We start from the raw sequence: 13652 nt of genomic DNA, 5'->3' as shown, positions 1-13652 counted from the left end.
CCTGGCGTTGATCGAGGAATTGCGGGCGGCGGACCGTTGACCTCCAGGCGGCCCCGACAGGCTATGCGCGAACGACACAAACGATCTTGACCTACGGAGTTACCGCCGATCGTGGGTGACTGCCAGCACGACCGTCACTGTCCGCACGGCCTCCAGGGCGAGGGTGGTGCACGGCTAGGTTCTGCCTGCCGTAGGAAGTCCTTGTGCGCCTCGATCGGGAGGGTGGCTGGTTACGGCATGCGGCTTGATGGAGTGTGGGTACGCGATTCGTCCCACCAGTTACCCTTCCGGTGGTGATGGCGCGGCCGACGGCAGGGTGGCGGGCACACGTGGCGGCTGAGGCCGCCGAGATAGCGGCGGGCACGCTCGACCCGGCTGACGCGAGCGCGGCAAGGCTCTTCCCCGCAGAGATGCTGGCCCGGACGGACGAGGTGTTGACGGGGTTCGAGGCGGACGTCGCCAGCTTGGTCAGTCATCGCTGGGAGCCGGCAACTGACGGGGAGATCTTCGAGGTGATCGAGCGGACCGTGAGGGCCCTTAACGCGGTCAACGATCGGTACGACGGGGCAGCGTATGAAACCGAAGAGCGGGAACGACTCTGCGAGTATATCGAGGGTGTGTTGGACGACGCCGGGATAGACCTGGACGCCTTCGCCGGACGCCACCGGATGACGCGCCACGAAATCACGGATGAGTGGCGGGACTGGTGACGTCTGCCTGAGAAACCTCGTCCGCCTGACTCAGCAACGCGATCGCGGGTCGCAGTATCCGCATCTGCCGGCATTCGGGCGCCGACCGACTTCGGTGGTGACCCAGGGTGAGCAGCGGCTTGAAGGTCACTGGGTCAGCAGGCGGCCGACGGAGCCGAAGCAGCAGACCTTCCGGGGACGTGTGTACGTCTGGCGTACCTGGCTCTGCACCGAAGCCCGTGCGCCGACACCAGCTCGGCGGCGGCCTTGGCCTCCGCCGACGGATCGGCCTTTGCCTTCCTCGGAGTCACGTTGTTCAGTGTCGCGGTCATTACGTCACCCTCCTCACCAGGTACAACGCCCGGTGTGTCGGTCCGGAGACACCGTTCGATCCACAAACCCGAGAACAGTGCGGCTGAGAAGGAGATGTGGCGCTGTGCCCGCGTCTGGCCGTCGTCCCAGGGCAGCTGTTCAACAGTAGTTCGGCGCACGACCCTTCCGGTGTCAAGCTGGTTTGTCGGGTGCGTCGGTGCGTTTTGTGTCCAACTCGCTTGTGTTGGCCGATAGATCTTCGATGCTCATCAGGCCGTCCTCGATTGCCCTAGCCATCAGCGCGGCTTGGGTGGGTGCGGGGCGGCCGGCGCTGGCGTACCGTACCCGGGCGCGCTCGATGTAGGTTCCGAGGGTGCGCACGGAGATGCCGAGGGACCGGGCCGCCATGGATTTCGAGCGTGATCCGCACCAGGCCCGCAGTGCGTCGATCTCCCGCCGTGGGAGTTGGGGGCGGTTCGGGTCGTCGTCGGCGGCGATAGCGCCGCTGAGGGACGGCGGCGTGTATGACAGGCCCTGTGCCGCCGCGCGGATGGCAGCGACCAGGTGCCGCGGTCCTTCGGTCTTGGTCACGTAGGCCAGGGCGCCGAGGTCGATGCATTTGATCGCGGTCTTGCTACTGGCGTCCTGGGTGAAAACTACGACGTGGCGGTGGGACTCGTTGAGCCGGCGCAGTTCGTTGAAGGCCTGGCGGCCGTGCTGTAGGCCGAGGTCCAGGATGACCACGTCGGCTTGTGCGCCGGGCCCGGTCCACGCAGCGCTGATCTTGGTACCGTGGTCGACGATGCGGATCGGTGGTTTGGCCTCGACGCACCAGACCCGGATGCCAACGGGTACGACCTCGTGGTCGTCGATGACTACGGCGGTGATCACGTCGTTGTCCACTGTGCCTCCACCCAGGTGAACCCATCTTCGCTGAGGCTGATGACCCGTACCGCGGAGCCGCCTTCGGCGATGTCGACCGGTGCGCAGTCGGCCACGACGTTGACCGACACCACACCTGGGGTGCCGACCACGGTGATCCGCGCTTCGGAGATGGCCGTTGACATGGCCTTGACGATCGGTTCGGTAAGTGCCCGCCGGATCGGCACCGGCATCTCCGGCCAGGTACCACGGGCCTCCAGGTCGACGACCACGCCCTTCCGGCCGGCCACGTCCGCGGACTGCGTCAACTCGTGGACGAGCGGGTCGGCAGCCGTGTCGGTTTCGGCGAACAGCCGACGCATCCGCGCCGCCTCGACGGCGCACCGGTGCTGTGCGTCCGTCGCTTCCAGATCGATGGTCCGTTCGGCTAGGGCCTGCAGCAGCGGGCCGGCCGACTCGTACAGGTCGGCGAAGCGGCGTTGCCGGTGCGCGTGGACCTCGGCCTCGACGGCGTTGGCGGTCCGGGCCTGCTCGGCCTCCTGGGACGCGCGGTCCGCAGCGACAGCTACCCGCCGTAGCGCGAGGGCGGCGATGCCGCTGGCGAGTGGGTACCCGATGGTGCCCAGCGAGCCGGCCGCCAGGTTGAGCAGCACGTCGCTGGTGGCTGGCCCGGTGACGAGCACCTTGACGACTGTGCACGCCTCGTGGAGGGCCAGGAATGCGACGAGGTACCACAACGACCGGTCCAGTAACAGGATCGCGGCCGTCCATCCAAGCGCGCCGAAGATCCAGTCGGCGGCGGATACGGTCGCCCCGGCCGGCAGGAACGCCCGGGAGAGCAGCGCGGCACCGAATACCGCGGCGAGCGCCGCCCAACGGATCACGGGCCAAGACCTGTGTCGCACGACGAGGACGGCCTCAGCCGCGACGACTGCCATCAGGGTGCCGTAGGCGAGTAGTTGTGGCCACAGCGGCTGATAGACCTGCAGGTGGCGGATGAAGCTGAGCGGGATCAGCAGGACCGTCGCGGCGATCGCGAGGACGGCCAACCTGAGACCTCGAAGCAGTTGTCGTGTGGTGCGTTCGAGGCTCCCGCTTGTCGAGGGCTTAGACATAGCGCCACTCCAGCCGTACGAGGGTGCCACAGCCCACGCCGGATTCGACGACGGCAACTCCACCGACTGCGGCGACCCGGGCGATGATCGACTCGCGGACACCGCGTCGGGTGCTAGGCACTGTGGCTAGGGCAAACCCTCGGCCGGCATCGCGGATTTCGACCCGGACTCCGTCGGCCAGCCTGGTGACCGACAGGGTGGCCGAGGTCGTGCCGGAATGGCGTGCGGCGTTGATCAGCGCTTCGCCGGCGGCGTCGGCGAGCGAGTGCGCGACCGTCGGGTCGAGAGACGTCCGCTCGTCAGCGATCCACCGCACGTGGAGCGGAATGACGTCGACCAGGTCGCGAAGCAGATCGATCAGGTCCGACTGGGCCGGTATCACGTTGCCGCGTAGGGCGCGGAGGAACTCCAGGTCGCGCGCGGCGCGCTTGCTCAGTAGATCGGCCACGGACCGGGTCTGCCCGAGGCCGGCCAGCAGCAGTGTCGTGGCGGACGTGTCGTGCAGTTTCCGGTTGGTGAACAGTTCGTCAGCCCGGATCCTGGCCGAGATCTCGCGCTCACGGCTGGCGCGCGCCGCGTCGGCGACCGCCTCGTCCGCCTGCGCACCGCCGCGGCGAACCAGGGTCCACAGAAGCCGGGCAAGAGCGGTGATGACCAGCGACCAGCAAGCGGTGACGAGCCCGTCAATCACCGCGCCGTCCGGTCGACCGACCGCGGTGCCGATGACCATGCCCGCCGCGACGGCGAGCGCCATGCAGCCGCCGAGTAACCAGCGCTCGTAGTACTGGTAGGCGACGCACGCAAAGGTGCAGAACGGAACGACCCACGACTTGCCGGTGCTCAACCACGTCTGCGACACGGTCCACGGCGTGGCGAGCGCCAGTCCGGTCAGAACCAAGCCGTCGACAACCGTGGGCCAGCGTGAACGCGTCCGGATCACCGCCGACGCATATACGACGCTCCACAGGCCGACGGCTGTCCACCCGACCACGGCGGCGGCCCGGGTGGGCGGATCCCCGGCGGCCGCGACTGCAACAGCGGCCGCAGCCGGCAATGTGGCCAGTCTGATGACCACTGCGGACCGTCGGCCGGCGCGGCTCAAACCAAGGGTCGCGTCACCTTCCACAATCGGCACAGTAACGTGCATCGAACGGGTTTCTGTCGGTCGATCAACCGACAGAACCTGTCGGCTGATGGCGCAATATCTAAAAGCATGGATTACCACGCGATGATCGGCTGAATTCGGCGCACCGGCCACAGCTTGATCGAATTATTGCCGGCCAGGATGATCATTCTTGTGGCCGGTGCCGCGTACGCCGCCAAAGTTCGCACCGAACAGATCTGCTGCAGTAGCTGTGACGAGTTGAGGGGCGAACACCCGACCCGCACTCCCTGAGAGTCGCCACATACTTTCTCCCACCACGCAACCACCGGAAAGGACGTGGAGATGGCTATCAAGACCGGGATCCGGGCACTGACGAAACGCGCACTGCTCATGATCCGCGTACTCCTGGCCGCGTTGGGTCTGACGGCCGGATGGCTCGTCGTCGCCGCACAGCCAGCCGCCGCGAGCGCCTCCGGATGCACCTACGGCGGCCGGCCCGTCGACCGCTGCGTCTACGTCAACGGCAGCGGCACCTATGTGAACTACATCGTCGGAACGATCCGCTACACGACCGGGCAGCACCTGGAGATCGAGGTCTGGGGGGACGGGATCTACTACCGCGGTCACGGGGACCCAACGACACCGTCGGACACCACCCAGGTCTGGCTGAACATCAATCGCAACCTCGGCAACGGCACCTGGGTGTGCGTCGCAGCCCGGTGGACCGACGGCAGCCAGGTCTCACCCGCCTGCGTGCAAATCAAACGCTGAAGCCCGGCCGGCGGACCACCCCGGTCCGCCGGCCGCCCATACCCTGAGAGGAACCTGACCGTGAAAAGGATCAGCCGCCTCGCGACCACAATCGCCGTCATCATCGTCAGCGCCACAGTGCTCACATCACTGTCCGCACACGCCGGCACCGGCCTCGTCTACCAGGCCGTCGACGCCGACAATGACCCGTACAGCGGCATCTATCTGCGCGACGGCACAAGCATGGGCAATGTACGCCGCATCACCGAACGCTACATGTACTACGGCAACTCATTCGAGCTGATCTGCGGCATGAACGGCGAAGCCGTCGGACCATACAACAACCGTCGCTGGCATAAGGTCACCGTCCTCAACGGCCCTGCGACCGGGCAGGTCGGCTGGATCGCCGACCGGTACGCCAACACTCCCAACACAGCCAACCAGCCAACGCCCGGCGAGCCCGAGTGCGACGCCAACGGCAACCCGCCAGCCACTCCTCCGCCGGCCACATACGACGGCTCCGTGTATTTCGAATCCGACCGCACCGGCGACGAGTCTTCACCAGCGTCGATACACCGGGCGTTCAACCAGTGGACGGGTACAACGGCCTGCAACGCCGCCAACGCCAACGGCTTCCCGTCCTGGCAGGCCCCGAACAACAAGTACATCACTACAGCGGCCGGCTGGAGCCTCGGCCGTCTCGGACCGGTGTACATGCTCGAGGCGACCCAGAGCAACCCCGGCGGCGGGCGATGGCAGGAAATCGACTACATCCTGCTGTTGGACCCGGGCAACCACGCCGACCTGGTCAGCAACACCTGTGACACGCAGAACAACCGCGGCCAGCTGTTCACCAGATGGCTCAAGGCGAACCCGAACGCCAAGCTCGTCGTGCTAGCTGGGGCGCGGACCGGCGAGAGCAGCCACCGCGGCATCCAGACGCTGTACTTCGACTACCTGCGCGCCAATGGCGGCCCACGCGACCGTGTACTCGTCTGCAACTACGACGGCATGGCACACCAGACGGTGTACAACAACTTCAGAGGCGCCATGACCAGGCCGCCGACACTGCCACTCGACCACAACGACTGCCCAGGCACCGAAAACTGGGCGTGGCACCCGTAGTTCCACGCCACCGAGCCGGCCCAGCCGCACAACATCCACACGCCTGCCGAGTCTGCCAACGGTGTCGTTGGCAGACTCGGCAGGCGTGTGGGACCCAGGCAGGACACTGTCCAGACGCGTCGCACTAGAAATCCATGTGCGGATCTGACGCGACTGCCTGACTGCGATCTGCCACGTCAGCCGCGCATGATCCTTGAGCGACTCATTTGCCTACCGATGAGCATCGATGCAAATCGTTAGCCAGTAAGGTCGGGCGAGTTGCCAGGAGGCAATTCTCTTAGCGCTTCTATAACCGATTCCGGAACTTTGAAACCCTCTGCCTTGCCTGGCCTTTGGTAGCTTGCCTCGAGCGCCGCGTCGAGGCCTTCGGGAAGCAGGCCTAGGTTCTGAAGATATCTTGTGGAGTTAACGACTGGCTTCGTAAAGCCCACCAGAAGCCTATCCCTTGGGTATCCTGTAAGGTCGTAGACCTTAGCGCGAGGTATAAATCCAGATCCAGGCCCTGCCGCATAGCGAAGAACCTTCGCCTGGTTCTCTGCCCCAATGTTCTCGAGGCGCAGCAGCAGCGAAGCAAGCCGACTACAGGTCCAAGGAACAGGTATTGCGGATGAAGAATCAGAGGTCGGCTCCGGCGTCTCAACATCGTCGATTGTGCTTTCATCAACAATTACACCTCGGTGATGGGCCAGGCCGCGTAATGTCCGAAGCGGATAGCGTAGATCGCAACGGTGTGGAGGCCGAAGACGTCGGAGTAGTCCATCAGGGCGTATCCGAGGAGCTGGTCCAGTTTGGTACGGGCCAAACCGGCAGCGCGGGTGCCGTCGGCGCGGGGCCTGCCCTGGCTGGCTTTGAAGTCTACGAGGACTCCACGTGCGATGAGGTCAGCGTCGGCGGCGAGGTCGGTGCTGCCTTCGAAGGTCAATCCGGTGGTCACCGGTCCGGGTGACAGTGCGGGCAGGAGATGCTCGCGGGCGAGATCGCGCATCGCGATTAGGTCGGCGACCTCGTCGTCGTTGGCCAGGGCCAGGAGATCGGCACATCGCGCATCCGGGGCCAGGCGCGTCAACCGGGACCCGTCGACCGATGGTGCCCGATACAGCTCCACCAGCAGGGCGAGTGCGTAGCAGACGCGCGCCCACCACTCATCCGGCCGGCCGGCGAACCGAGTTGGATCTACCCGACGGACTCCACCGTCGCCGTCGAGACCGCCGAGGTCGTGCAGCAGTTCCAGCCCGGCACGCACACATGGCACGCGCCGCAACCGCAGCCCGGTCAGCGGCAGGTCGATCGGAACCGCAGAATCGACCAGCATGCGTAACCACCAGTCGATCGCCGCTCCCTGTGTGCCGGCCGCCACCGCGAGGGACGGCAGAATCCGTGCAGTGCCCGCCGCCATCCGGTACCCGGCCTGAATCTCCTTGTGGTTAGGGAATGTCGTCCGAAGCCAGACAGCGACCGGACTCTTCGGATCTTTCACCTCGTAAGTCAATGCAGACATGCCCGACACACTACTGACAGCCACCGACAAAACGCTTAGCGTGGTCATCTGCGGTAGTCGCGAGGACACAGGAGGTGGCCGACCCGAGCATCGCACCTAACAAGGCCAACAAACACAGAGGCGGTGCGCGTCCCCACACCCTCTCGCAGACCGGACCGATTGGGAGCCACCCCAGCCCGCCGGCCGTCACGGACGCGACGCACACCCGGATCAGACGCCAGTACACAGTGGCTGGACGGCGCCTTCGACTCGCCCGACAGAACCTATGGCATGGGTCACACATCCACGGCGCACAGCCCTCACTGTGGCAGGGACGGACGATGCTGGCGTGCCACCGCACGAAATTGGACCGACCTTCCAGTCGCACCGGTCGTCCAAGATCCCGTTCCTCGGTTGGAGTCCTCACCATACTGCCTTGCTGGCCGCAATCACTGTCCAGTCGAACAGTTGTCGTCTCGCCGACCGCGTTCGCACTCACCGGGCTTTGATGAGGGCTTCGACAATCGCCGTACGTCACACCCTGTCCAACAGGAGTGACGAACGCCTGGCGCAGGCACGGGCATTGATCGGGCGGCGTTTCGCCCACCTGCTGACTGGCACAACCCACCGAGGTGGAAGGACGTCCCACGAGTGGCGCTGGCGGTCAAGGGCGGCGCCGGCAGACTTCGCCGTCATCCGCGACCAGACACTGTACCCAGGCTTTCCCGGTCGTCGATTGACGGGCGCCCGGAGATGGGGCATAAGCGAACATTTGTGGTGGATCATGCATCGGCCCTGGGCCTTGCACGCCATGAGCCATTCCGCGTAACGGCGGGTGACGCTGGGTAGCTGGCCGTTGGTGGGTGCGGTGACACGCCGGATCGGTTGTGGTGCAACGAGAAGACGCAGAACCCCCGTCATGAAGGTGGTCCTCTCACAGATCAACTTCATGGGGATCCTGCGTCGACGATGAGTGTCACATACACTTCGGTGCTGGCAGTACGCGACCAGACAGTGGATTTCCTGGCCGGCGTGCTGGCGGACGAACGCCTCCGGCGGGGCACCCGCGCCGACACTCGCTCACTGACCTGCCACGAGCAGGCGGTGCTGGTCTTGCGCTGGTTTCTGGACGGCACCCGGATGAGCCACTGGCCCGGGACAACGCTATCAGCAAGTCCACCGGCTATGACTACTTGCACGAGGGCATCGACGCGCTCGCCGCCCGCGCGCCGGGCTTGCAAGGAGCGCTGCTGGCGGCCAAAGCGGCTGGCTACAGCCACTCAACATCGACGGCCCGGGACGAAGGACAAGGATAGGAGCCGACCGTCGGAAGATCATCCACGAGCCGACGCCCCCGGACCACTCGCCATACGGAACCACCGGCATCAACCTGACCACCCGGTCGCATTTTCTACAGGTCCTGGCCTTGCCTCAATTATCGTAGCCAGCAGGGTCACCAAATCAACACAAATCCGGTCAACCTACGTTCCCGCCAAGGAGCCTCACCCGTCCCGATTGACTACCTGCGATCTGTCTCTTGGTTCGGTACGTTGGCAGGGTGGCGGAATCGGAAGACAGACAGCGGACCAAGTTGTCAGTCCTCATGCCGTGGTTGGCTCTCCTTGTTGCAATGGCGGGCCTCGGCGTGGACGTGTTCGCCAACAGTGTTGAGCTGTCTAAGACGCTTGACCGGCTCGCTCCGACAATCGTCGTCGTGTCGGTGGCACTGGTCGTTGCAGGTGTGGCATTACAGCTCGTCATGGACGAGCGCGCTCGGCGGGCCGGGATCCGGTCGATGCCCATCAAAACCTCTCGCTATCAACTTCTGGCTAAAGTTAGAGGCAGGGTTTCGTCTTCCATAAGCACGTCCCAGCTTCTCGGCGCTGGGAGCCTTGCTTCTCGCTTCGAGTCTAGGCGTGGACTAGTCCACGCGCCTACCACCAGTCGGGGCGCCGGGCGGCCCGCGAGGCGCGCAGCTTCCGTCGATGACGCGTTAACGCAGAGCGAATACAGGCTGCTGCTTCTGGGAGATGCAGGGTCGGGAAAATCGCATGCCATGAAGGATCTTGTCGAAAGGATGGCCAAGGACTGGGAGGAGCGGCCGGACCTGAATCCCTTCCCGCTATACGTGGACGTACGAAGTTGGGCTGCCCATAGGGGTCCCCTCGATCGGTGGATAATCGACCATGCGTGCGATCAAGAGTACGGGTACGGGCTGGGGCCGCGAAGCGACGTGGCAGAGTTACTGGGCCCGCAGGCGCCGGTCGGGTACCTGTTCGACGGGTTAGAATATCTCGATGACAGTTCTCTGGTTACGTTTATTGACGAGCTCAACCACCTAATGGCTTCTGGAACGCTCCGTTCAGGCAATCCGATTGTGGTCGCCTGTCGCTCAGAGACGTACGAAGCCCTGAGACTCCAACGGGTTCACTTGAATGTCCGAGGGGTATACGAACTACTTCCCTTGACCAATCAACAAGTAAACCGGGCGATAACGGCACTGGCTCGTCGGTATAAGTCCTGGAATGCCTGCTCAACGTTGATAAGAGGAGTCGAGGGAAAGCGGGTCCGCCAAGCATTGCGCTCGCCGCTGATGCTGTCCTTTGTCGCCGAAAGCGGCGTCGACCCCAAATACTTGCTCTCCTGCCGGGACGAGGCTGCCGTAGAGCGTGCTATCGCAGCTGCACACCTCGACTTTTCTCTGAGCAATGTAAATACCAAGGGCTTTGATCCCAGCGATTGCTTCGACTGGTTGGTCTGGATCGAGTCGCAACTGGACGATGATTCTCCTAATGGTGATATATTTAGAGTTGAGAACGTAACCATTGGCGCACCGACCCGAGTCTTGGCTTGGGTGAGAGCGTCCATCCTTGGAGCCGCCGCTGTGGCGGCAGTGCCAAGTCTACTGGGCCTTTTAGCCGCAATGGTGTTCTTCATTTGGAGGCCACCGATCGATTGCCGGCCTGTGCCTGCCCGGCTTGGATTGCCAGGCACCAAAGGTGCCATCAGTCTGGCGTTCTCAACTGTCGTCTTTGGGGGGCTTCTGACATTCGTGTGGGACACAAACCTAGCCGTAATCGGTGCAGTCGGTTTCGCCCTGTTGGGGCTGTTCGACGCCGGACAAGCGGACCGGCCTGAATACGAGAGCCTCAAGTGGGCGGATCCAATCCGGGCGTCGTTCATTACATGGCTGATCAGCGGAAGCAGGATCGCATTGGCGCTGGCTTTTGGTCTTTGGCTTCTATCCCACACTGGAGCCGCGCTCCTTGTAGGCGCCCTTCTTGGGGGAGTTCTGGGGCTTGTTCTGGCTCTTGGCAACGGTGGAGCGTTCACGCTACTGCACTCCCTGGATCGGTTAAGGCTTCGAAGGGCAGGCTCTCTCCCCAGAAACTTGACGACGTTCCTAAGCTGGGCAACAGAGCAGGGAATCCTACAGGCCGCTGGCTACGGGCATCGGTTCCGGCATGACCTAGTCCGCCGAGCGGTCAGAGAATCTGCAGCCGCGACCGCGCCTGCGCCATAGACCTCAGAACGTGCCGCAAGCTGATTCTCGTTAGAAGCCGGATTTCCATGTCGGCGAGACATACCGGGGTCGGATAGCCTGGGGAAACGTCGGGATGGCCCAGAACTATGAGCCAGATTGAGCCAAATCGGGTCGTGGGTCGAGCCTGGCGCCTTTGCGCTGGCGGCGTGCCGAGTTCCTCTGACGCTGCCCGTGCGCGATCTTCTTCACCTCGAGGATCCCTATCTGTCGGCCGAATCTACGACCACGATCGCTTACTGGACGTCTAGAAGAACTGTCTGTCGGTGGTAGGAGCACAAGCGCGTGGTCCGACCAAATCGTTCCGGCCTACTGCTCGAAGGCTGAACCAGCGCTCGCCGCGGCGGCGCTCGCCATGCCTTCTGCAGAGGCGACGAGTTCACTTACGGCGCGAGACAGATCCTGCTCGTAGGCAGCCACGACCCCAGCGAGTGCGAGGGTCGCTTCCCGGCTCCTCGACTCAAAGAACTCCTTAACCTGTCCAGGGTCCATGCCGAACCCGATGCTATGGCTAGAGTCGCTGAAGAACTCGACGAACTCATCGAACAGTTGATCGGCAGCTGCACTCGAGATTTCAACCAGATTCATGTTCGCTTCTGAGATCAAGCCGAATTCTCGTAGCATTCTGCGACCCAGTGCCGCAAAGGCTGTGGCTGCCATCATGCGATAGATTGCGTCGCCACCGAGCCCGCTCTTAAAGCTTGCGTCTGGCGTTGTATGAGACTGCTCCCTCGCCAGGCGCTCATTCCCGAGAAAGAAGGAAATGTCCCAATCGATACCTATTCCAGGATAGGCTGGGCCCTTACCTTCTTTCCGAACGCCCTCATGCAAGTATAGCGATAGTTGTTCTCTCTTCACGACGCAAGATACCTGAATGCGAGCATCCGAGTCTGATGTAACCGATACATCGATGATCGGTTCAGGAAAGACGCCTCCAAGTGCTCTGCTGAGAATCTGCGCAAGTACCTTTGCTCGAGTTTTGTCGCCTTCGGGGCCGAAGTATTCTGCGGGAGATACGATGTCAAACCGCAATTGATTCTCGACAAGTTGGGCGAGTTCCTCGATCTTCTCTCGTCGAACATCGTCAGCGTCGATCTGCTGGAGCGTCGAACGTGCTCTCGCGAGAGTGCTCCTCATGTCCTTAACAACGTCGCCGATCTCGTTAACTGTCCGAAATTCAAGCCCAATACTCACGGCGCGATCCACATGAAGGCGATTGATCTGCCGAGCAAGTGACCTTCCAATATCGCCCACTTGAACACCTGTCAGGCCAAGGAAGAACGCCACGTTGGCATTTACTCTGCCTTCCATTCGCCGCAAGGCGATTTCTCGATGCCTCTGCCAGGCCGCCTTGGTGTCTAGGTACTCCTTGTACGCCATGTACGCGCCTCTGGCTCGTCTTGCCTTGTCCTGAGCCTCCATCCAGCGCTTCTTGTCCCGGTAAGCAGCATATCCAAGGAGCCCGAGGATGATAGCCAACGCGGGCACTGCGAAGTATGCAAAGAACGAATAGTGGTCCAGGGTTGAATAGGGGTAGTCAGTTTCTGCGTCTGCGACCATGGCAGGCTTGTCGGCATCGGGGATCCGATACACCTGATTCTCGACCGGAACGTAGTATGAGAGGTCGCGCTCACCGGGACCTAGCCACATTCCAAGCATGACGGTGCCGTCTTCGAACCATACTGGCACCGCTTCGACACCTTCAGGGTTCGCCTCTGTGCGTATCGTCGTACGCTTCTCGGATGCCGCGACCCACTCCTCTGGGCTGTTTGCCGCCGCGACCCACCAGCACAAGAGGATGACACCGAGCAGGATTAGTAAGTTGCGGAGACTGAGCAACATGGCCGGTGAGTCTACTCCGAGGGCGCGGCCCAGGGAGTGTCAAGTTTACGGCAAATCTTGGTTGTTGACCTGGCCAGTTGTTGGCCGGGGTGAGCCGGCCCTCGAACGCGATCTGGGTCGCGTTCAACGGTGCTTTCCTGGGCATGGTCCATCGCCGGCGGAAGGCCTCGGTGGGGTCCAGGCTCATCAGCGCTATGTAGACGCACTTGAGGGCGGCCTGCTCGTTCGGAAGTGCCCGCGGGCCTGCACGGCCTTACGGATACGGGCGTTGACGCTCTCGATCGCGTTCGTGCTGCAGATGACCTTGCAGATCTCCGCATCGAACGCGAGGAACGGCCCGAACTCGGCCCACGCCGTCGAGAGCGCTGCCGACCGCGTCCGCACCGGCATCGACGCGGCAGGCTTCTGTGGGTGGGTTGGTCGTTGCGGCCAGTGCACCGGCAACGCCGTAGCCCAACTACGTCAGGCCTGCCCGGGCCGGGGTTATGACGGTGGACCGCTGACGCGGACCATCTGGTTGCCCGGGCAGGACGCGGTAGCAATGCGGGTGCTCATCAGCTGGTCCCGCAACCATGACCCAAGTAGCCTGCTGGGCTGGCTGCTGACTGCCCTCCAGCATCATCGCCTGCAGGCCGTACGCCTCGTCGGCGAGGGTGCGGCGGTCACGGAGCTCCAGCTCGACCGCTGCTTGTCCGAGCTCGCGCGTTCGTCCTCTGGTTTGGGCGTGCTCGGCCATAACGGTGAAAAGCGCCTGAACGTGCTCCCATGCCAACCACACATCATGCAAACGTAGGCGCACGGCGCGCCGCAGGCG

Annotated in this window: 10 protein-coding genes and 2 pseudogenes; 6 read left to right on the top strand and 6 right to left on the bottom strand. The window is 63.4% G+C overall.

Going from position 1 to position 13652, the window contains the following annotated elements; translation table 11 throughout:
- Nucleotides 1–293: 293 nt before the first annotated feature.
- A complete protein-coding gene (locus Pen02_RS40535; protein ID WP_203871530.1) occupies nt 294–710 on the top strand; it encodes a hypothetical protein in 417 nt (138 codons plus the stop codon).
- Between the two features lie 483 nt (nt 711–1193).
- Here Pen02_RS40535 and Pen02_RS40530 read toward each other — a convergent pair whose 3' ends face one another.
- Genes Pen02_RS40530 through Pen02_RS40520 form a run of 3 tightly spaced genes read right to left on the bottom strand, consistent with a single transcriptional unit; the run spans nt 1194 to nt 4256 of the window.
- Complete coding sequence (locus Pen02_RS40530; protein WP_203871529.1) at nt 1194–1904, bottom strand: response regulator; 711 nt, start codon at nt 1902–1904, stop codon at nt 1194–1196.
- Complete coding sequence (locus tag Pen02_RS40525; protein ID WP_203871528.1) at nt 1889–2932, bottom strand: hypothetical protein; 1044 nt, start codon at nt 2930–2932, stop codon at nt 1889–1891. Before Pen02_RS40525 ends, Pen02_RS40530 begins: the two co-directional genes overlap by 16 nt.
- Before the next feature lie 58 nt (nt 2933–2990).
- Nucleotides 2991–4256 carry a sensor histidine kinase gene (locus tag Pen02_RS40520; RefSeq protein WP_203871527.1) on the bottom strand — a complete coding sequence of 422 codons (1266 nt, stop codon included), beginning with the start codon at nt 4254–4256 and terminating at the stop codon, nt 2991–2993.
- A 189-nt stretch (nt 4257–4445) separates the two neighbouring features.
- On the opposite strand from Pen02_RS40520, the gene Pen02_RS40515 reads away from it, so the two are divergent.
- Together Pen02_RS40515 and Pen02_RS40510 are read left to right on the top strand one after the other, a co-directional pair.
- The gene (locus Pen02_RS40515) at nt 4446–4874 is read left to right on the top strand and encodes a hypothetical protein (protein ID WP_203871526.1); all 429 of its coding nucleotides are present in this window, start codon (nt 4446–4448) and stop codon (nt 4872–4874) included.
- A gap of 60 nt (nt 4875–4934) precedes the next feature.
- Nucleotides 4935–5978, top strand: a complete 1044-nt coding sequence (locus Pen02_RS40510; protein WP_203871525.1) for a hypothetical protein — start codon at nt 4935–4937, stop codon at nt 5976–5978.
- A gap of 667 nt (nt 5979–6645) precedes the next feature.
- On the opposite strand, the gene Pen02_RS40505 is transcribed toward Pen02_RS40510, so the two are convergent.
- Nucleotides 6646–7476 (bottom strand): hypothetical protein, encoded by an 831-nt coding sequence (locus Pen02_RS40505; RefSeq protein ID WP_203871524.1) that lies wholly within the window; start codon nt 7474–7476, stop codon nt 6646–6648.
- 948 nt (nt 7477–8424) lie between these two features.
- On the opposite strand from Pen02_RS40505, the pseudogene Pen02_RS42360 reads away from it, so the two are divergent.
- Nucleotides 8425–8741, top strand: a pseudogene (locus Pen02_RS42360) (IS5/IS1182 family transposase); the annotation flags it as partial.
- Nucleotides 8742–9013: 272 nt separating this feature from the next.
- On the top strand, nt 9014–10978 hold the full coding sequence (locus Pen02_RS40500; protein ID WP_203871523.1) for an NACHT domain-containing protein: 1965 nt from the start codon (nt 9014–9016) through the stop codon (nt 10976–10978).
- Nucleotides 10979–11305: 327 nt separating this feature from the next.
- Here the strand turns inward: Pen02_RS40500 and Pen02_RS40495 are convergent, their stop codons facing one another.
- Both Pen02_RS40495 and Pen02_RS40490 read right to left on the bottom strand, forming a co-directional pair.
- On the bottom strand, nt 11306–12838 hold the full coding sequence (locus tag Pen02_RS40495) for a hypothetical protein (protein ID WP_203871532.1): 1533 nt from the start codon (nt 12836–12838) through the stop codon (nt 11306–11308).
- A gap of 85 nt (nt 12839–12923) precedes the next feature.
- Nucleotides 12924–13195, bottom strand: a pseudogene (locus Pen02_RS40490) (transposase); the annotation flags it as partial.
- On the opposite strand from Pen02_RS40490, the gene Pen02_RS40485 reads away from it, so the two are divergent.
- Nucleotides 13107–13631, top strand: a complete 525-nt coding sequence (locus Pen02_RS40485; protein ID WP_203871531.1) for a hypothetical protein — start codon at nt 13107–13109, stop codon at nt 13629–13631. The pseudogene Pen02_RS40490 and the gene Pen02_RS40485 sit on opposite strands and share 89 nt — an antisense overlap.
- The last annotated feature ends 21 nt before the right edge of the window (nt 13632–13652 follow it).

The organism is Plantactinospora endophytica (assembly GCF_016862915.1).
GTDB classification, from domain to species: Bacteria; Actinomycetota; Actinomycetes; order Mycobacteriales; family Micromonosporaceae; genus Plantactinospora; species Plantactinospora endophytica.
This window is presented reverse-complemented; position numbering and strand designations above follow the sequence as displayed.

Bases quoted from the DNA above. Each gene is read 5' to 3' on its own strand.
- Pen02_RS40515 (WP_203871526.1), top strand. From the start codon at position 4,446: ATGGCTATCAAGACCGGGATCCGGGCACTGACGAAACGCGCACTGCTC.
- Pen02_RS40505 (WP_203871524.1), bottom strand. From the start codon at position 7,476: ATGTCTGCATTGACTTACGAGGTGAAAGATCCGAAGAGTCCGGTCGCT.
- Pen02_RS40495 (WP_203871532.1), bottom strand. From the start codon at position 12,838: ATGTTGCTCAGTCTCCGCAACTTACTAATCCTGCTCGGTGTCATCCTC.